Source organism: Dorea sp. AF36-15AT, from assembly GCF_003477705.1.
Lineage (GTDB): Bacteria > Bacillota > Clostridia > Lachnospirales > Lachnospiraceae > Claveliimonas > Claveliimonas ammoniilytica.
Map to the genome: position 1 here is coordinate 1 of NZ_QUDV01000005.1, position 19956 is coordinate 19956.

Annotated in this window: 21 protein-coding genes; 17 read left to right on the forward strand and 4 right to left on the reverse strand. The window is 42.4% G+C overall.

What is annotated here, in order from left to right:
• Positions 1-56 precede the first annotated feature (56 nt).
• The 3 genes from DWZ93_RS08520 to DWZ93_RS08530 all read right to left on the reverse strand — a co-directional run bounded on the left by DWZ93_RS08520 (position 57) and on the right by DWZ93_RS08530 (position 2648).
• Positions 57-791 carry a hypothetical protein gene (locus DWZ93_RS08520; RefSeq protein ID WP_199665912.1) on the reverse strand — a complete coding sequence of 245 codons (735 nt, stop codon included), beginning with the start codon at positions 789-791 and terminating at the stop codon, positions 57-59.
• A gap of 127 nt (positions 792-918) precedes the next feature.
• The gene (locus DWZ93_RS08525; protein WP_118452600.1) at positions 919-1449 is read right to left on the reverse strand and encodes an ECF transporter S component; all 531 of its coding nucleotides are present in this window, start codon (positions 1447-1449) and stop codon (positions 919-921) included.
• A 104-nt stretch (positions 1450-1553) separates the two neighbouring features.
• Positions 1554-2648 (reverse strand): DUF2974 domain-containing protein, encoded by a 1095-nt coding sequence (locus tag DWZ93_RS08530; RefSeq protein ID WP_118452601.1) that lies wholly within the window; start codon positions 2646-2648, stop codon positions 1554-1556.
• Between the two features lie 131 nt (positions 2649-2779).
• Here DWZ93_RS08530 and DWZ93_RS08535 point away from each other — a divergent pair, with 131 nt between their 5' ends.
• Genes DWZ93_RS08535 through DWZ93_RS08560 form a run of 6 tightly spaced genes read left to right on the forward strand, consistent with a single transcriptional unit; the run spans position 2780 to position 7083 of the window.
• Positions 2780-3556, forward strand: a complete 777-nt coding sequence (locus DWZ93_RS08535; RefSeq protein WP_118452602.1) for a helix-turn-helix domain containing protein — start codon at positions 2780-2782, stop codon at positions 3554-3556.
• Between the two features lie 6 nt (positions 3557-3562).
• Positions 3563-4555: an adenosine deaminase gene (gene add / locus DWZ93_RS08540; protein WP_118452603.1), complete on the forward strand. Its 993-nt coding sequence runs from the start codon at positions 3563-3565 to the stop codon at positions 4553-4555.
• Positions 4556-4594: 39 nt separating this feature from the next.
• Positions 4595-5476 (forward strand): hypothetical protein, encoded by an 882-nt coding sequence (locus tag DWZ93_RS08545; protein WP_147364663.1) that lies wholly within the window; start codon positions 4595-4597, stop codon positions 5474-5476.
• A gap of 30 nt (positions 5477-5506) precedes the next feature.
• Positions 5507-5767 (forward strand): hypothetical protein, encoded by a 261-nt coding sequence (locus DWZ93_RS08550; protein WP_118452605.1) that lies wholly within the window; start codon positions 5507-5509, stop codon positions 5765-5767.
• Positions 5754-6494: an alpha/beta hydrolase gene (locus tag DWZ93_RS08555; protein WP_118452606.1), complete on the forward strand. Its 741-nt coding sequence runs from the start codon at positions 5754-5756 to the stop codon at positions 6492-6494. The genes DWZ93_RS08550 and DWZ93_RS08555 overlap by 14 nt, the downstream gene beginning before the upstream one ends.
• Positions 6478-7083: a class I SAM-dependent methyltransferase gene (locus DWZ93_RS08560; RefSeq protein WP_330421749.1), complete on the forward strand. Its 606-nt coding sequence runs from the start codon at positions 6478-6480 to the stop codon at positions 7081-7083. Before DWZ93_RS08555 ends, DWZ93_RS08560 begins: the two co-directional genes overlap by 17 nt.
• A 279-nt stretch (positions 7084-7362) precedes the next feature.
• On the opposite strand, the gene DWZ93_RS08565 is transcribed toward DWZ93_RS08560, so the two are convergent.
• Positions 7363-8142 carry a DUF134 domain-containing protein gene (locus tag DWZ93_RS08565; protein ID WP_118452607.1) on the reverse strand — a complete coding sequence of 260 codons (780 nt, stop codon included), beginning with the start codon at positions 8140-8142 and terminating at the stop codon, positions 7363-7365.
• A 186-nt stretch (positions 8143-8328) separates the two neighbouring features.
• On the opposite strand from DWZ93_RS08565, the gene DWZ93_RS08570 reads away from it, so the two are divergent.
• The 11 genes from DWZ93_RS08570 to DWZ93_RS08620 all read left to right on the forward strand — a co-directional run bounded on the left by DWZ93_RS08570 (position 8329) and on the right by DWZ93_RS08620 (position 19947).
• Positions 8329-9366, forward strand: a complete 1038-nt coding sequence (locus tag DWZ93_RS08570; RefSeq protein WP_118452738.1) for a YeiH family protein — start codon at positions 8329-8331, stop codon at positions 9364-9366.
• A 43-nt stretch (positions 9367-9409) separates the two neighbouring features.
• A complete protein-coding gene (locus DWZ93_RS08575; protein WP_118452608.1) occupies positions 9410-10705 on the forward strand; it encodes a 2-hydroxyacyl-CoA dehydratase subunit D in 1296 nt (431 codons plus the stop codon).
• Positions 10686-12383 (forward strand): acyl-CoA dehydratase activase, encoded by a 1698-nt coding sequence (locus DWZ93_RS08580; protein ID WP_118452609.1) that lies wholly within the window; start codon positions 10686-10688, stop codon positions 12381-12383. Before DWZ93_RS08575 ends, DWZ93_RS08580 begins: the two co-directional genes overlap by 20 nt.
• 16 nt (positions 12384-12399) lie before the next feature.
• Positions 12400-13260, forward strand: a complete 861-nt coding sequence (locus DWZ93_RS08585) for a TrmH family RNA methyltransferase (protein ID WP_118452610.1) — start codon at positions 12400-12402, stop codon at positions 13258-13260.
• 33 nt (positions 13261-13293) lie between these two features.
• A complete protein-coding gene (locus tag DWZ93_RS08590; protein WP_118452611.1) occupies positions 13294-14127 on the forward strand; it encodes a C39 family peptidase in 834 nt (277 codons plus the stop codon).
• 51 nt (positions 14128-14178) lie between these two features.
• Complete coding sequence (locus tag DWZ93_RS08595) at positions 14179-14880, forward strand: hypothetical protein (protein WP_118452612.1); 702 nt, start codon at positions 14179-14181, stop codon at positions 14878-14880.
• A 115-nt stretch (positions 14881-14995) separates the two neighbouring features.
• A complete protein-coding gene (gene nadE, locus DWZ93_RS08600; protein WP_118382371.1) occupies positions 14996-15769 on the forward strand; it encodes an NAD(+) synthase in 774 nt (257 codons plus the stop codon).
• Between the two features lie 154 nt (positions 15770-15923).
• A complete protein-coding gene (locus DWZ93_RS08605; RefSeq protein ID WP_158574300.1) occupies positions 15924-16256 on the forward strand; it encodes an excisionase in 333 nt (110 codons plus the stop codon).
• Positions 16257-16477: 221 nt separating this feature from the next.
• A complete protein-coding gene (locus DWZ93_RS08610) occupies positions 16478-16672 on the forward strand; it encodes a helix-turn-helix domain-containing protein (RefSeq protein WP_118452614.1) in 195 nt (64 codons plus the stop codon).
• Between the two features lie 27 nt (positions 16673-16699).
• The gene (locus DWZ93_RS08615; RefSeq protein ID WP_118452615.1) at positions 16700-17110 is read left to right on the forward strand and encodes a very short patch repair endonuclease; all 411 of its coding nucleotides are present in this window, start codon (positions 16700-16702) and stop codon (positions 17108-17110) included.
• Positions 17110-19947, forward strand: coding sequence for a Z1 domain-containing protein (locus tag DWZ93_RS08620; protein WP_158574301.1), 2838 nt, complete (start codon positions 17110-17112; stop codon positions 19945-19947). The genes DWZ93_RS08615 and DWZ93_RS08620 overlap by 1 nt, the downstream gene beginning before the upstream one ends.
• Positions 19948-19956: the final 9 nt, after the last annotated feature.

Below are 19956 nucleotides of genomic sequence, written 5' to 3' on the forward strand. Positions count from 1 at the left end.
ACTGTCTAATGGTAAGGGTTTTAAAAACTCAAACTGTCCAATCTATAGGGTACATTTTACTTGGATCGGATGATACTGCGGTACATACGTGGATAAATACCTTCATATTTCGCAGTTTTTGGCCAGTTGGCCGGTGGATTTTTAAGACGGATCTGTGGAGAATAGAGAAACAGATCCATCTCTTCTTTTGAATAATCCTTTATTTTTTTGTTCAGATCAAACAAGCCGCTGTAAGCATATCGTTTCCATCTCCAGGCACCTGTTGTAAATGCCGGCCATTTGATAACACCTTCATCATTTAAACATTTATCAAAATCTACTAACTTGTGGATATCCAACTCTGTTACGACGCCAAGACCTTCACAGCGTTCACATTTTCCACTGGGATGATTGAATGAAAAACTATCCGAATATCCGACAAAAGGTTTTCCGACACGTGAAAAAAGCAGACGCAGCAAGGCATAAATGTCGGTATAAGTGCCGACTGTAGACCGTGAATTTGCTACCGGCTTTTTCTGATCGATCACAATAGTGACCGGAAGATTTTCCATGCGCTCTACTTCCGGACGACCATATTTCGGCAAAAACTGCTGCACAAAACTTGGAAATGTTACATTCAGTTCTCTTCTTGATTCTGCCGCGATCGTATCAAGACAAAGGGAAGACTTACCCGATCCGGATACACCGGTAAAGACGGTAATCTTTTTCTTTGGAATTTTTAATGAGACATGTTTCAGGTTATTTTCTGTTGCATTGACAATATTTATAAAATTCTGTTCGTTGTTGTCCATTTACCTGCTCCTTTTGATCAGTATAGCTTAAAAGAAGCACACGTTACAGGTGAATATTCATACTGCAATCGTGTGCTTCCTTATTATACACTTATTTTATATCTGCGTTAAGATACTTTAAACAAAACTACTGTGCCTTTGCCGGCGAAGCCATCTGATTGATATCAGGAATGGCAATCAGGATTGGATACAGGATGATAGAAATTACCAGTCCACCAACGCCCTGAATAATGTTAGCCGGAATACTTGCCGCTGCAGATGCGCCGTACAGGAAATATTCACAAACGAAGTATCCACCGGCTACCAGCACGATATCAATTACGCCGCCAATCAGAACAGCGATGTACTTTTTCTTCTTATCTGTAGCCATTTTCTGGTAAACAAGTCCTGCAAACAGTGCAATCAGCCCTTTTACTGCGAATGTAATCGGAACATATACAAAATATCCACCAAGCAGGTCAGCCATAGCTGATCCGATACCGGCTGCAAGAAGTCCCCATGCAGGTCCAAGTACTACACCAGAGAGGATTACAATTGCATCACCTGGGTGAATATATCCGTTTGTTCCGGGAGTAGGGATACGGATTGACATTGTAGCCACACAAGCCAATGCGGCAAATAAAGCTGCCATTACGATTTTCTTCAAGTTTGTATTCATAGTCTCTTCCTTCTTTCATGTTCTTATCTTTTTGTTAGACCATACTTTACTACTTGAGTGGATTGCGATAAAGAGCCAATTATTATAAAAATGACCAGTCCAGTTTACTTTTTGCGAAAACGCTCCGGAAGCGTTTTCAGACTGATGGTAAACAGATCGCGGATTGTGCGCTGAAGAAATTCTCTGCTTTCCGGATCAAGAGCTCTTGCTGCCTGCATCAGGATCTGAAGATTGGCAGACCAGTTCTGCACCAGTTCTTCGGTAGAGAATACATCGGTAGAATTAAGAAGTTCAAACAGCGTATCTACAAAACGTTCCCTGTCTGCCGGTGACAGCCCAAGGATCCAGGTATTCAGCGTCTCATCCATATGTCTGGCTCCGGAATTCAGGTGATCCGCATAGGAAAAATCGTTTCCATTCACCACCCAGCTGGCGGGATCATGCTGAAACAGAGAAAATGCCCGGCTTTTTACAACTTTATAATCTTCCTGTGTTTCAAAGAGCATGCCGACCAGTGAAGATTGCGGCACTGTTTTGTGGATCCGATCTTTCATTTGTTCATATTCCGGCAGTTCGAAGAAAGATTTTAAGAATCCAGGTCCGTCATGGGAATAGACGTCAAGGATCCGTCTGCGGATTGACGGGTCGGATTTTACCGCAGAATATACCGCCAGATTACCACCTTTGGAATGCCCGCCAAGATATAGCATACCAGGGAAATGACTGGCAGCTTCGTGAAGATAGCGGATGGCTTCCAGCTGTCCGGCAATCGGATCCTGAAAAGCCATGTTAAAATCTTCTTTCCAGCCGATGATGCTGGAATCAGTACCGCGAAAAGCAATATATGACGTATCTGGAGTCAGTCGGAACGTGACTGCTGAGAACTGTTTTTCCGTTGCGGCATCGTATTTCTGTGTATAGCCACAGATCAAGGTATCGCGGAATCTTGGACTGCATGCCAGTGCAATCAACAGTTCCAGACAGCTTTTGCCGTTCCAGATACCATGGAACATCTGTTCAAAGTATTCTGCTTTCAAAAGATCTGCAAAGTGAATGCCGTTCCAGTCTCCTTCAGGCAGTATTTCTTTTGGGAAAAATGTATATGCGATGGAGGAGAGCACCAGACTGTCCACCTGACAGAATGGGCGTTCATCAAAGGTATCTAAGGATGTTCTGGTGTAACCAAGTATACTTTTCATAAGATATCCCTCCGTTTCATTCTTAGCGTATGTAACATTTTACTTTTCAATTATTATAGCATGGATTAAAATGTTGTTAAGATGAAAGAAAGAATCCGGGATAAAATCGGATATTGTAGAAAATAAATGATATGAGTACAGATAGAACAGAGTATGGTATTTATTCACAGATCGCATCCGGTGAAGGAATCCGTGCCAGAGATATAGCAAAGGAACTGCATATTGACCGTAAAACGGTGAACCATTATCTTTATCGATCTCCCTACATGCGGGATCTTTGCTACCAGGACAAGGATTACAGATGGCATGCGTTAATCCGTCAGGGACGTCCTCATCTTGGACTTGTGGATTACAGCGGATATTATGGAACGGTAAAAGAATTTCTGGAGCTTACTGAAGATGAATGGTTTGAAATGCTGCTTGCGGGATGCAGAAGGATCGGACGGAATCTCAATGACACCAGAGGCTTGTTTCATTCGTTTCGGGATGCCAGAGAAGTCATGTGTAGTTTATTTGCGGATCTGGATACTATAGGAGCAGACAAAGAAGAATATGAAACATGGGAGATCGTATTTGAACTGAGAATCCGTAGATCCAGATATATTCGCATTTATGCAGATGTGTTAGTGGTCACGGATCGCTATGTATTCTCGTTGGAATTCAAAATGAAAGACAAGATTGATCCGGACGAACTCAGTCAGGCAGCAAAGTACAGTCCGTATCTGGAAGTGATCTTCGGACCGGAATACGAGGTGATTCCGGTGCTTGTGCTGACGAGAGCCGAAGATCTGTATCGATATGAGAAGTTTGGCGGAACGACGGCAGAAGTACCGGTGTGTTCAGGCGATATGCTGTTTAATGTGCTGGATGAATATCAGGGGATTATGAAAGAAAGTGATGAGAGGTGATTAATTATGACGAGAGACGAATTAGTTGCATTACCGAAAGTGGAACTTCACTGCCATTTAGACGGTTCGCTGAGTAGGAACTTTATCGAAAAGAGACTTGGCAGAAAGGTATCGCAGGAAGAACTGAGCGTATCAGATGACTGCCGGAGTCTCAACGAGTATCTGGAGAAATTCGACCTTCCGGGACAATGTCTGATGGATGAGGAAGGTCTTCGGGAAGCAGGATATGATGTGCTTCGTAGTATGTATCAGGAAAATGTGTGTTATGCGGAAGTACGTTTTGCACCATTGTTGTCCGAGACCTCGGACATGGATTGCAGGAAGGTGATCGAAGCAGTCATTGCCGGTATGAATAAAGGAAAGCAGGACTTTGGTGTAGAATATGGAATTATCACCTGTGCCATGCGTCATCACAGCGCAGAGGAGAATCTGCGGATGCTCCAAATTGTCAGAGAATACCTGGGCGACGGTGTCTGTGCAGCAGATCTGGCTGGGGCAGAGGCACTGTATCCCATGTCTGAATTTATGGATGTATTTGAGACTGTGAAGAAACTTGGCATGCCATTTACGCTTCACGCAGGCGAGTGTGGAAATGTTCAGAATATCATTGACTCGGTAGAAGCAGGAGCTGGGCGTATTGGTCATGGTATTGCCATGCGTGGACATCAGGAGCTTCAGTCTGAGTTGGCAAAGAAAGGTATTGGTATCGAAATGTGTCCAATCAGCAACCTCCAGACGAAAGCGGTGCAGAGCACCGCGGGGTATCCGCTTCGAGAGTTCTTGGATGCAGGGCTGAAAGTGAGTATTAATACCGATAACCGGACGGTCAGCGATACCAGTCTCACAAAAGAACTGGAATTTGTGCAAAAAATGTATGGCGTGAGTGATGAAGAGATTCGAAAAATGATGCAGAATGCGGTGGAGACAGCATTTGCAAGGGATGATGTGAAAGAGAGATTGCAGAAGAAGATGGACATAAAACTGGAATCATTACGATGATTGATTAACCCGTGGATCATGTTCAGGGGATGAAGAGGAATGAGAGGGAACACAATGAGTGATGAGAAGAAAGGGAAAGTATTTCTCATATCTATGACAGTGATAATCGTGCTGTTGTTTTTGTCACAGGGTGCTTATCCAAAGTATAAAGCAGGGAAGTATGAGGAAGAACAAAAAAAGATAGCCGCTGAACAGAAAAAAGTAGATGCCAAAGCGGAAGATTATATAGAAGAATATGCGTCACAGTTACAGGATAAGATGCGTTTGGCAGGTGTGGATGATCTTATAGTTACTTACGATGACTTGACAGATGATATTTTTAAGAAGTATACCAGCAGTGAGGAAGTAAATTATACATATTATTATGCAGTATCTTATAGTAGCGAAAGTATTGATCAGATTTATGCGGAAGACACGCAAGACGGAAGTTATGAATCATTTATCCGGCTGATGGAGAATGAACAGAATGTGATGAACGAAGGGCATGCACCGGGAGACCATAATCATGACATAGAGTACGGAGATCAGACAATTACCGTATATATTGGCAATGCAGATCGCAGTAGTGCAATTAATATCAAAGGACATCAGGGAACAGAATACTGTCTGGATACCAGCAACGGGCAGTCAAAACTTTTAGTTGGTGGAGTGACAGTGAATGCTGTGCAGGAAGAAGAGGAGCCTGAGACTGCAGAAAGTTCAAGTAATACATCTACTGCAGGTGGCAGACTTGGTGGCGATTCCTTTGATACATCAACCTCAAGCGGTAATGCGTCCACCAGAAGAACAGATCCTTATGATGTATACGATTATGATGATCCAGATGATTTTGCAGAGGAGTGGGCAGAGGAATTTGGAGATGGAGACTATGACGATGGATATGACGATGCGTATGATTATTGGGAAGATGCATGGTATTGATAATAAGAAAATGAAAGGGATATAGACATTATGAAAAGAAAAATGAATTTTAGACAAATCCTGGCTTTGGTATGTGCCATTATAATACCAGTACTTTATATAATCACCATTATATTGTTAATTGCAGGCAATCCGTATGGTCAGCTTTTCTTAGCAATATCTTTGGGGGCAACATTTTTCCTTATCCCAATCATGTATCTGGTGACAAAGCTACCAAAGGATATGGCAGAAATTTATGGCAATGTATCAGATGCTTTAAAGAAAGATGAAGATAAGAATGGTGGCAAGTAATGATTGTTTCAGTAGAAAAGATATAGAGATGACAGAGACTTTTGTAGATGGAATACAACTGCATATAGCAGAGCACGGGCATGGAGGTCCGGTTATTTTCTGGGGGATGTATCCACATCAGGAGCATGAAGTGGAACATTTATGGGAAGAGCTGTTAGAAATAGTATCGGAGAATGACTTTCTGCTTGTGGCATTTCAGGTGGAAGACTGGAACCGGGATTTTTCACCTTGGGAAGCACCAGCAGCATTTGGAACAGAAAGATTTGCCGGACAAGGCAGGAATACTCTGAGATGGCTAACAGAGGAATGTATTCCATACATTGAAAAAACATATGATGTGAAAGATCGCGAATATTGGCTGACGGGATATTCTCTTGCCGGCTTATTTGCGTTATGGGCAGCATATGAATGTGATATGTTTTCAGGAATCGTATGCTGTTCGGGTTCTATGTGGTTCAAAGATTGGGCTGTTTATGTGAGAGAACATAAGCTTCAACATAAATGTAGAGTGTACCTGAGCCTTGGTGGAAAAGAGGAGAAGACAAAGAATAAAGTGATGGCAACGGTGGGAGAACGTACCAGAGAACAGGAAAGGATACTACGGGCGGATCCATTGGCAGAGCAGGTGATTCTGGAATGGAATGCGGGAGGTCATTTTGCGGATTCGGGAAAGAGGCTTGCCAAAGGAATTCGATGGCTGTTAATGAATAATGATGAAAGAAGATAAGAACGAGACAAGATGGGATAAGTTATTGCATATTCGGACAATGGGACGGGATGACTCCAATGCGGACAGGTATCGATATCCCTATGAACCGACTCCATATTCGGTACTGGAGCGTCTGGCGAATGCCGGATATATGCGAAAAGGAAATACGTTGCTTGATTATGGATGTGGTAAAGGGCGTGTGGATTTTTTTCTGTCTTATCAGACGAGATGTGCATCTATCGGAATTGAATATGATGAACGGATATATGAAAAGGCAGCGGAGAATCATACGTTAGCAGTGTCTTCAGGCAGGGTGACATTTGAATTGGCAAATGCGGAATATTATCAGGTGCCGGAGTCGGTAGACTGTGCTTACTTTTTTAATCCATTTTCAGTAGAGATACTTCAGAAAGTCATTGCACGGATCCTGGAGTCATATTATGCATGTCCAAGATCCATGCAGTTGTTTTTCTATTATCCATCAGATGAGTATATCGCATACCTGATGACAGTAGACGAGTTGTCATTTGTAGATGAAATCGATTGTCGTGATCTTTTCCCAGGGGATGATCCGAGGGAGCGGATTGTGGTATTTGAAATCTTATAAAAAATAAAGGGTACGGCGCTAACCATACCCTACTCTGGCAAGCCAGAGAGACCTCGTCGGTCAAATTATTATTTTTTTAGCTTCGTCAGCTAAAAACACTTGAAAACAAGTGTGTAAAACAATGATGATTTATTTACATTATACACATTTATGTGAATATGTCTAGATGTAAAAATGAACAAAAAAACAGTTTTTGAAAACTATTTAAACTATATTTGATTATTTAGGTTGCTACGCTCCATCGCGACGCCGTTCTCTATGATATCGACTCCAAGACGCTTAGTGGTTACCGGAACAGCCGTGTTTATTTTCGCCACAATGATGCTCACCGCAGGAATGGTCATGGCTGTGGTGAGAACATTGAACATTAGGATTATAGTTCAGTTCGTCAGCAAGGTATGCAGTGACTGCTTCGTCGGCAGAGCCTGATACGCCGCCATATAATTTGATCCCTGCCTCAGCGAGTGCAGCCTGCGCACCGCCACCGATGCCTCCGCAGATCAAGATATCAACCTGTGCCTGTGTCAGAAATACGGATAATGCACCATGTCCCTGGCCGTTAGTGGATACAATCTGTGTTCCTGTAATCTGTCCATTTTCAATATCGTACAATTTGAAGGTTTCAGTGTGTCCGAAATGTTGGAAAATCATACCATTTTCATAAGTTGCTGCAATTCTCATAGCTCCATTCTCCTTTTTCTCAATGATTGATGTTGCGACGGAATCGTACGCTGATGTGCATCGAGTAAAGCAATGTGAAGAAGTATCACCCTGGCACAGGCGATAATGTCCGCCGGATATCAGCAGAGTTTTTCCGTGAATCAGACTGTCTGCAATTTTGTATCGGGCAGATTCATAGATTTCTGTAACGGTTGTGCGAGAGATTTCCATTTGTTTTGCACATTTTTCATGTGTAAAATGTTCCAGGTCAATCAGGCGTATAGCTTCAAACTCATCCAGTGTCAGGCAGATTGTACCATCGGAAGGGAATCCTTCGGGTCTGAAACTGTCGTATACAGGTTCCGAACATATTTTTCTACATTTGCTTGGTCTTGCCATATCAGTCCTCCAAAATATTTCCGTCATATGTCGAAAATAGTATAGCTTATATATGATAGAAATACAAGTCGCTATGAAAAAATGAGTGACTATATATTTTATTATCAGTATTCAAATTGTTGGTGTCCAGTGATATAATCCTAATGTTGCAAAAAAAGAGATCTAAAATGAAATGAGGTATTTATGATGGAATCAATAAAGAAAAAACTGCCGGGCATATTAACCTGCTTTATCATAGCAGTACCGTCCTGGCTTCTCGGTAAGACATTTCCAATCATCGGCGGTCCTGTGATTGCGATTCTCGCTGGCATGCTGATTACGATGGTATGGAAAAATAAGGGAAATGCAGAGACTGGTATTAAATGGACGTCTAAAATTATTCTCCAGACAGCGGTTGTGCTGCTTGGATTTGGAATGAATCTGGGAGTCATTCTCCAGACCGGTAAACAGTCACTGCCGATTATCGTATGTACGATCAGTACATCCCTGATCATTGCGTGGATTCTTCGCAAGGTCATCCATGTGCCGTCCAATACATCAATTCTGGTAGGCGTGGGATCGTCTATCTGTGGCGGATCTGCAATTGCGGCAACAGCACCGGTCATTGATGCGGATGATAATGAAGTGGCACAGGCGATCTCCGTTATCTTTTTCTTTAATGTGCTCGCAGCGATATTTTTCCCAATATTAGGAAAAGTCATCGGCTTCGATACCGCATCGGGAGGAGCATTTGGAATCTTTGCCGGAACAGCGATCAATGATACATCTTCCGTAACAGCGGCTGCATCGACATGGGACAGTATGTGGAATCTCGGAAGCGAGACGCTGAATAAAGCAGTAACCGTAAAGCTTACCCGTACCCTTGCAATTATTCCGATTACTCTGGGATTATCCGCGATCAGGGCAAAGCAGGCAGCAAAAGATAATCAGAAGACAAACGGATTCAGCTTAAAAAGAGCATTTCCGATGTTTATCTTATACTTTGTGATTGCAGCAATCATCACAACTATATGCATCCATATGGGTGTGAGTGCGGATGTATTCGCACCACTGAAAGAGCTGTCCAAGTTCCTGATCATTATGGCAATGGCAGCAATCGGGCTTAACAGTAATGTGATTGAGCTGATTAAGACCGGTGGTAAGCCGATCATTCTCGGAGCATCCTGCTGGGCAGGTATTACCGTTGTGAGTCTGATCATGCAGCATGTGATGGGAATCTGGTAAGCTATGTTTGCTTGAAATATAAGACAGAAAAGAAGGAATAAGAATGGATATTATTAAGAAATTTGGAGATAAAGTAGGGAGCGAAGCCCTGACAGATCCGGAGAAGGCACGCAGACTTCTCCTGACAGGATATCGTCTGCAGGAAAAAAGATTATGCTTCTTTCCGGATAAAGAGTTACCATCGTCTGGTCAGTACGTAGCAAGAGTTGTAATGCGTAATATTATCCAGGCGCTTGCAAAGCCTGAAAATGCAGCGATGGTAAGTATCTTTGTGCCGGGAGAACTATTGACGGCAGCAGGATTGACACCGTATTCAGTAGAAGCGTTGTCATGTTTTATAGCAGGAACCAGATGTGAGCAGGCATTCTTGCGAAGAACAGAGGAAGAGGGATTCCCGGAGACCATGTGCTCTTATCACAGAGTCTTTCTGGGAGCTGCACTAACCGGTCTTGTGCCGACACCAAAGTGCACTATTTATACGAATCTTGCCTGTGATGGCAATATGATGACATTTCCTTATCTGAAACAGAAGAACGAATTACCTGGATTTTATATAGATGTGCCATATGAAAAAAATCAGGCTTCTGTGAAATACGTAGCGGATCAGCTGCGGGATATGAAGAAATTTCTGGAAAATGTAACCGGAAAAAAGATCTCCGAGGAGGCGGTGCAGCAGGCAGTTGCTAACAGTAAAAAGGCAGCTGCAAATTATCAGAGACAGCTGGTGCTGCGCAAAGATCATGATCCTGTGACATCCCTGACAAATGAATTGTATGCTATCTTTATGTGCCACTTGTTATCTGGCTCAGAGGCCTCTGTGAAATACACGGAAATGTTATTTGAGGATGTGAAGAAAGCACCAAAAGGCGAGGGACTTCATGTGCTCTGGATGCATATTATGCCGTTTCTTCAGCAGCCGGTGAAGGATGTATTTAATTATAGTAAAAAGATGCACGTCAGCGCCTGTGATTTTGTGGCAGACGGATTTCGGGAGATGCATGCGGAGGATCCGTATGAAGCCATGGCAGAAAAGATGGTTTATTGCATTTACAATGGTGATGTGAGTCAGCGGATTCAGATGGCGGAACGACTTGCCAAAGAGACAGAAGCTGACGGCGGAATCCTGTTTGCACACTGGGGATGCAAAGGAACCATCGGCGCATCCAGTCTGATTAAAAACTCTTTGGAGTCAGCCGGACTTCCGACTATGATCCTGGATGGAGATGGATGTAACCCTGCTAATACCAGTGACGGTCAGGTATCTACGAGACTTCAGGCCTTTGTGGAAATGTTAGAAGAAGGTAAGGAGGAGAAAAAGCATGATACATTACGTCTGTAAATATACTCCGATTGAACTTTTTAAGGGATTTGGAGAAGAATGTGCAGTCCTGGAAGAAATGCCGGAGAATTTTGAAATGTCGGACCAGATCGCACATGCGAATCTGTGTGGATTTGGTAAATCTGTGATACAGGCGATATTGGAAGGAAAAGCAGATCAGTTAGTGCTGGTCAATTGCTGTGATTCCATGCGCAGGGTATATGATATTGTAGCAAGTACCGGTAAATGCAAATTCTTATACATGCTGGATCTTCCGCATGAAGATAACGAATGCGAAAAGGTCAAATTCGCCGGAGCGATTCACCGTTTAAAGGATGCATATGAAGCATATTCCGGACAGCAGTTTGATAAAGAACTCTTTCTCCGATCATTTGCGGAATCAGAGAAAGAGAGAGAACCATATATTGGTGTATTGGGTGTGCGTGTCAGTGGTGTGCTGGAAGACATGATACAGGACAACATCCAGATGAAGGTTGATAACCTGACCTGTACAGGTGGTCGTAGACTGGCCGTGCTGCCGGAAGAGATGGAGACCATGGACGAAGATGCCATGTTTCTTGCATATGCGGATGCACTTCTGGCACAGATGCCATGTTTCCGAATGAATAACAGCACCAGAAGAAATCAGCTGTATCTGGATCCGGATCTGAAAGGAATCATTTACCACACGATTAAATTCTGTGATTATTATGGATTTGAATATGCAAGTATCAAGAAAAATATCAAGGTTCCGCTTCTTAAGATAGAAACTGATTTCACGAGTCAGAGCGCAGGACAGCTACTGACCAGAATTCAGGCATTTTCAGAAACAATTGAAGGATCGGAAGATATGGATCCGGGAACAGGCATCAGCGAGGAGGCAAGAAAGAAGATGAAATCAGGAGTTTATTATGTAGCGGGAATCGACAGCGGTTCCACGAGTACCGATGTGGTGATTATTGATCAGAATGGTAAGATTAAATCAACGATGATCATTCCGACCGGTGGCGGGGCAATGATGAGTGCAGAGAAGAGTCTTGCAGCGGCAGTAGAAAAAGCCGGAATACAGGAAGAAGATATCGTGCGGATCGTAACGACCGGATACGGACGCGCTTATATTGACAGTGGAGATGACAGCATTACGGAGATCACTTGCCACGCAAAGGGTGCGCATTATCTGAATCCGAATGTGCGGACGATCATTGATATCGGCGGTCAGGACATCAAAGCAATCAGTATTGACGAGCATGGTGCGGTAACGAATTTCCTGATGAATGACAAATGTGCGGCAGGAACAGGGCGCTTTCTGGAAATGATGGCAAGAACGCTGGGACTTTCATTAGAAGAAATGAGCACCAAAGGACTGGAATGGAAAGAAAATATCGTAATTTCCAGCATGTGCACTGTGTTTGCAGAGTCAGAAGTGGTATCATTAGTAGCACAGAATAAAAATGTGGCAGATATTATCCATGGGTTAAATGTATCCGTTGCGTCCAAGGTAGGTGCACTTGCAGCCCGTCTCGGCAAGAAGAATCCGGGAGAATATATGATGACCGGTGGTGTGGCGAAGAACCAGGGTATCATCAACGCTTTAGAGGAAAAACTCGGAGCAAAACTCTATATCTGCGACGAAGCACAGCTTTGCGGTGCACTGGGAGCGGCATTATTTGCCTATGAGAAATGTACCGCCGGAGAATAGACTTTTGGAGTAAATTATGCTAAATATAATAGAAATCAAAGATTTTAACGCACAGGAGCTTGATGTGTACGCAAGACTTACGGAAGCACAGCTTCTGAATAAAGATCATCCGGAAGATGGAATGTTCATTGCGGAAAGCCCGAAGGTAATCGGCAGGGCACTGGATGCCGGCTATACACCTGTGTCAGTGCTGGCGGAACAGAGACAGCTGGAAGAAAATGAGGAAACCGGACAGGTTCTTGGAAGATATGAGAATACGGATATTCCAATCTATACAGCAGATTTTAATGTGCTTGCGAAGCTCACGGGATTCAAACTGACCCGAGGAATGCTCTGTGCGATGCGCCGCAGACCACTTCAGAATTATCTGGAACTGTGTGCGGGTAAGAGCCGGATCGCCATTCTGGAAAATGTCATGAATCCGACCAATGTGGGAGCTATTTTCCGGTCAGCGGCAGCCCTTCATATGGAAGCAGTTTTGTTGACACCTGGGTGCAGTGATCCACTTTATCGGAGAGCGTCCAGAGTCAGCATGGGAACGGTATTTCAGGTTCCGTGGACGTTTATTCAGGATGAGAATGAGATCCGATGTCAGCGGGAAATATTCTGGCCTAAGCAGGCAATTACTGAATTGAAACAGATGGGATATAAGACAGCGGCACTTGCACTGACGGATGATTCGGTCAGCATTGATGATCCGGATCTGATGCAGGAAGAGAAGCTTGCGGTGATCCTTGGCACAGAAGGTGACGGCTTGATGCAGGAGACGATGGGACTCTGTGATTATACGGTTAAGATTCCGATGGCACAAGGCGTGGATTCTTTGAATGTGGCAGCAGCCAGTGCGGTGGCATTCTGGCAGCTGGGAAAGAGGTAACATACCTGGATAGGTGATAGAGGTGAGTAGTTCATGGAGATAAAAAACCGCCAGAAAAGAAAAGAGAGAAAAAGACGAGTTGCAATTCTGATGCTGGTGATTGTGGCTTCCGTTATCAGTCTGGCTTTGTGGCAAAATCAACAGAATAAGGCACAGGAAGCGGCAAAGAAAGTGGAAGAAGCGAAGGACAAGTCTAAGAAAGATAAGTCCGATAAAAAAGATATATTTGACCGGGAGAAGCTGGCAGCAGCCGGCTGTCCGGAGACTTTGCTGGATCTTGCAGAGCGCAATCCGGAGACCATCGATTTTGTCAAAGGCTATCTTGATTATGACAGCGCTTCTGTTAACAGAGACATTTCCGCAGAGGTTCAGCAGGGCACGATTCCGCTGTTCCTGCAATGGGATAAGCGTTGGGGATACGAACAGTATGGCGATAATTTTATGGCAGTCACAGGCTGTGGCCCTACCTGCCTGTCTATGGTTTACAGTGGCCTGACAGGAAAGACAGATATGAATCCCTATGAGGTCGCAAAAAGAGCGGATGCAGAAGGCTATTATGTGAACGGAGAAGGCTCGTTGTGGACGATCATGGAGACATTTGCCGGCGAACTGGGACTTCACTCGGAATCCATCATGCTGGATGAAAATACGATAAAAGCGGAACTTGCTGCAGGTAAGCCGATCATCTGTGTCGTCGGACCTGGGACATTTACCGATAATGGACATTTTATGGTGCTGACAGGTGTATCGCAGGACGGTAAGATACTGTTGCATGATCCTAACAGCAAAGCAAACAGTAACAAAGAATGGGATTATGCAGAACTGGCATCACAGATACAGGCATTGTGGGCATATAGCGTGGGCTGATCCATGTGCCGGAAAATAATAGAGAGAATCGAACATGAAGGAAAATAGAACATGACATATTATGACAGAGAAGACCAGTTTCTGCGTCAGCGTCTGCAGAAAGAGATCCCGATCCTTACCGCGTTGATCAAAAATCTATATGGAGAATTGGATAAAAAGTTCCATCTGAACGGAGCGAAAGTGCCGGTGGCATTTGGATTTGATACGGACAGTCTGGGCTCCTATACCAGACGGAGCGCCCATGAAAAGGAACATTTTCATTTTTCACTTCTTTTTATTGCATATGGAGTCAAGAATCCACTGTCCAAAGAAGACCGTATAGATCTGTTCAAACACGAGTATGCACACTATATGCAGTACAATATGCAGATACCCGAACAGTATAAATGGCAGACAGGAACGCACGGAAGCGCATGGAAATATTGCTGCTCACTTGTAGGCGCTGCGCCGACGCCTTATTACAAAGCCGGCGAAGCACTGATGAATCACAATTACGATAAAGCATTGAAGAACCGGATCCACGACAAATCCGTGCCGATCCGGGATACTTACCGACGTCTGCAGACTGCACAGAAGCAGAAGGACGAGGTTGTTCAGTATACGCTTGGGGATACCGTTACACATCCAAAATTCGGTAACGGTGTGGTAGAAAAGATCAACCAGAGATCCGGCGGTGTACATTTGCATATCCGGTTTGACGGCGAAGTGAAATGTATCGACCAGAAATGGCTGTCGAGAAAGAAATATACGTAAATATACAGACGGTATCCTGCAGATAGAAAATAGGAAATGCATGCGGAAATATATTAGAAATTCTGGTATAATTGATTCAGATAATAATGAGAGGTTCAAGAAAGGAACTACGAAAATGCTTAAAAATCCTGAACAGACAAAAAATGAAATTGTAGAATGGATAAGAGATTATTTCAAGAAAAACGGTCCAGACTGTGATGCCGTTGTTGGGGTGTCCGGCGGAAAAGACTCCAGCGTGGTTGCGGCGCTTCTGGCAGAGGCACTTGGAAAAGACCGTGTAGTCGGCGTTATGATGCCAAATGGAGTACAGAGTGACATCAGTGATTCACAGGAGATCGTATCTCTGTTAGGTATAAAAAATGTGACTGTCAATATCAAGGACGGCGCAGATGGATTATCAGGTGCAGTAAACAAAGCACTTGCAGAAAGCGACACCGTTCATACGAATGAACTTTCCCGCGATTCCATGATCAATATGCCGCCACGTCTCAGAATGAGCACACTCTACGCAATCGCTCAGGCACTTCCAAATGGTGGGCGTGTGGTAAATACCTGTAACCGTTCCGAAGATTATATCGGATATTCTACCAAATACGGCGATGCTGCCGGGGACTTCAGCCCGCTCGCTAATCTGCTCGTACACGAAGTTATCCAGATTGGTGAAGTACTTGGAATCCCAGAGAGACTGACCAAGAAAGCACCGTCTGACGGACTCAGCGGAATGACCGATGAGGACAAGATCGGATTCACATACGCCACACTGGATCATTATGTACTGACCGGCGAGTGCGAAGACGAAGAGATAAAGAAGAAGATTGACCGGATGCATGCGATTAACCTGCATAAATTGCAGTTAATGCCGACATTTAAGCTGGAAGAGCATGAGTAGGGAAAAGAAGAAAATTGTAAATGTTTATAGAAAGATGGTAGCTGTCCTGATTATTGGACAGCTACTTTTGGTATAATGGGAGTTCAATAAAATACAAAATGTGTTGTAATACAAAATGTACGCACTTCAAAAAGGCAAGAAAGGAATTTGTTGTATGGCAAGAATAACAATGTATCAGGCGAAGAAGGATAAATCAGTACTATTTTATGAGCATTACACGCTCACTGTGGATGAAACGGCAGCTTACTTCCATATTGGAGCTAAAAAGATGCATGAAATCATCAATAATCACGAAGGTGTCAAGTGGTATCTTTATAGCGGAAAGAGGATTATGATCAAGAGAGAGCTGTTCGGCAAGTGGCTGGATCCAGTAGACGGTAATATAAGAAATAACAGTTTTGACCATCGGAAGGCGCGTAGAAACGTGTCTTTCAGTGGTTGCTTTTGTGGTTGCTTTTGTTTTTGGTATTGTTATATGTTTTTCTAACATTGGAAATGAATACAGGAATACGACGTTTTTATGATACATTGAACGTAATACGATATGAAGGTGAAGGTCAGTTGGAGTCGTATATTCCTCATAAGCGGACGGTGGAATAAAAAAATCATTTTAGGTGTCAGTGGAAACTGACAGTATAAAATTGATTTTGTTCGCCTTTTAGTATATAATCTTCAATAGGTTGATCAAAATACGTAGAGGAAAAATATATGGAATATTTATCATTGAAACAGACGGCTGAAAAATGGGGAATTACAGTTAGAAGAGTACAGGTGTTATGTAGTCAAGGTAGAATCCCAGGTGCAACGAAAATCGGATCCTTTTGGGTTGTTCCGAAAGAAGCTGAGAAGCCGAAGGATCAGAGAATTAAGAGTGGTAAATATATTAAATCTTCTAAAGAATAAACAATATTATCGAGGGAAGCAGTATCGATGGCAAAGACAAAAGAGCAAATTAGCTACAATATGAGTAGAGTTAAAAATAAGAATTCAAAAATCGAGATGCTCTTAAGAAAAGAATTATGGAATCGTGGTTTGCGTTATCAAAAGAATGTAAAAACCATAATGGGTAAACCAGACATTGTATTCAAGGGGAAGAAAATCGCTGTGTTTTGTGACAGTGAATTTTGGCACGGATACGATTGGGATAACAGAAAAAATGATATAAAAAGCAACCGTGATTTTTGGATTGCAAAGATTGAAAGAAATATGCAAAGAGATATAGAAGTCACGGAGTATTTGGAAAATTCCGGTTGGGTTGTTTTCCGATTTTGGGGTAACGATATTAAAAAACATACAAAAGAGTGTGCAGATTCAATTCAACAGATATGGGAGGGACGATAATGAGCGATTACGCATCTGAAAAATATATCGAAGCAAAAAAATGGGTTTCAGAGAAAATTACAGATGGATACTCCTGGGATGATGTGAAAACGCTATGTGTTTCAATCGACGACGAAGCAAAAAATGAATTTATTCGGCTTCGTGATGATGAATTGATTCTTCCGGAAGATATGGAATTTAGAGAGTGGTCTGAGTTCATTGATGAAATGAAAAAGGGCTATAGTGCAATCGCTGATCCCTATGGGTTGTCTAATGGTTCTGCGGGGACAACTTTGCCGATTCCAACCGATCCAGGGTCACCGTGGACGCAATATAAGAAGTATTTGTTAGGGCAAAAGGATGGAAAGAGACGAATCAGTGATAATGCTGTAACTCAGATAGAAAAAAATTCTCATTGGATATTAAACCATATCTTGCGTGATACGAGAGTTACCGGACCGAAAAAGGGGTTGGTAATGGGAAGTGTTCAGTCGGGAAAGACTGCAAATATGATCGGGCTTGCAACAATGGTCGCACATTATGATTGGAATTACATAATAATTCTGTCTGGGACAATCGATAATCTACGAAAGCAAACAAGAGATCGATTTATGCATGATTTATTGGCTTCAGGCGGAGTGGCTTGGCATATTCTTGATAAAACCGGAAATCCCGATTACATGGTAGACGTACAAAGCGGTAAAAAATACATGTCAGATAACCTGGAATTGAATCTGTTTCAAAACGGGAAAACAGCTGGGCAGTGGATGCATAGATACGTTACTGTGTGTTTAAAAAATTCCACCCGATTAAGAAATTTAATTACATGGTTGCATGCCAATCCAGCTAAAGCAGCGCGTTTGCGAATTCTCGTAATAGACGATGAAGCGGATCAAGCAAGCATTAATACCAGGAAAATAGATATTAACGAAACCGAAGAGGAATTAATAGAAAGAACTGCTGTAAATCAACTGATAATGGATTTAGTGAACGGTAATAATGCAGACGGAACACTTGCATCTGCGCCGTTCCAGGCAATGAATTACATTAGTTTTACTGCTACGCCATATGCGAATGTACTGAATGAGGCATATGAGCCTTCTCTTTACCCAAAAGATTTTATATGCAGTTTACCTGAATCAAAGGAATATTTCGGAGGAAAAGTTATTTTTGGTAGTGATGAAGATGAGAATTACCCAGGGTTGGACATTGTTCGGGATATTCCGCAGGAGGAGATCTCAGAGCTTAAAGATCTCCACAACGGGTACTCATTTACAATTCCTAAAGAATTAAAAAAATCAATTTGCTGGTTTTTGTGTTCAGCAGCAGTACTGAGAAATAGAGGTCATAAGAAACCAATTAGTATGTTGATTCATACAACAGCTATTCAAAACGGACATTTTGAAGAATATGAAGTGATAAAGGCATGGCTGAAGAGTGAGAAGGTTACTGGCTCAATAATCAATACATGTGGTGAGGTATACGAAAATGAAAAGGATAAATTAACTTTAGAAAAGCTTAGAATTTGTTATTCCGAATATAGTTTGTTGGATCAGATAGATGATCATTTTCCAGAGTTTGATGAAATCAAAGATGATATAGAAGTGCTTATCAATAATGTAGTAAATATCAAAATGGGAGACGAGAAAGAAGAGGTTTATACAGATAACGCAATTCATTTATGTGTTGACAACTGTAGAGCAAATAAAGTTGCGGAAGACGGAACTTATTTGCGTATAGTTTACCCAGATGACCATGCTTTAAAACTCATAGAAAAGGCACCAGTCTTTATCATAATGGGTGGTAATACATTAGCCAGGGGCTTGACAATAGAGGGATTGGTTTGTACATATTTTGGCCGAAATTCAAATCAAGCTGATTCGTTGATGCAGATGGCAAGATGGTTTGGTTATCGAAAGGGGTATGAATTACTTCAGAGAATCTGGATGCCGAAAACCGTACAGGAAAAATTTGAGCTTTTGGAAAAGATTGATGAGAAACTTAAAGCTGTTTTTGAAGACTATATGCTTAAGGGTAGAAGCCCTAGTCAGTTTGGACCGAAAATAACAACGACGGCAACAATTGCGAGGTTTTTATTAACATCAAAAAATAAATCGCAAAATGCAGTTGAATGTGACTTTGATTTTAGCGGTGATAGTTACGAAACAACGAGATTTGAAGATGATAGTTATCTGAGTCACAACATTAAAATAACAGAGAGTTTTTTGCGATCGCTAGGTGATGCTGTACAATCCGAAGCGGTTTCATCTGCCTTTGTTTGGTATGATATCGATTTTTCAATCCTGGAAAAAGAATTCTTTGGAGCTGAAAAATATCATATATATGAATGCTCATCACTCTATTCTGATATTCCTGTATTTTTGGAGTGGATGAAGATGATGAATCAAGAAGGTAAATATTTGCAGTGGAATATTGCTGTTGCAGGAGATAAAAAAGCTACATCAAAATGGAATGTAGGCAACATTCAAGTCGGAAAGATTGAACGTTCAAAAAAAACGAAACAAAGCGACTACATAGATATCGGTTCATTGCGTTCGGGAACAGATGCACTTAGCGATATTCAAATCAGTAAATTAAGTGCCGATGAATTGAAATTATATAAAGAGACCGTAAAAAAGAGATCTTCTATCATTCAAAACAGAGGTGGTTTGGGTGTAGAAGATAAGCCCTTGTTACTCTTGTATCGAATCGATAAAGACCTTGGAAAAGAAACTGCAGCAGGACGTCGAACAAAAATAAATTCAAATGCTGATATTATCGGTTTCAGTATTATTGTGTCAGGTGAGCCAAGCGGAGGTACTCACGCACGGTCAATAACGATAAGACTTCCAGAATAAATACAAAGG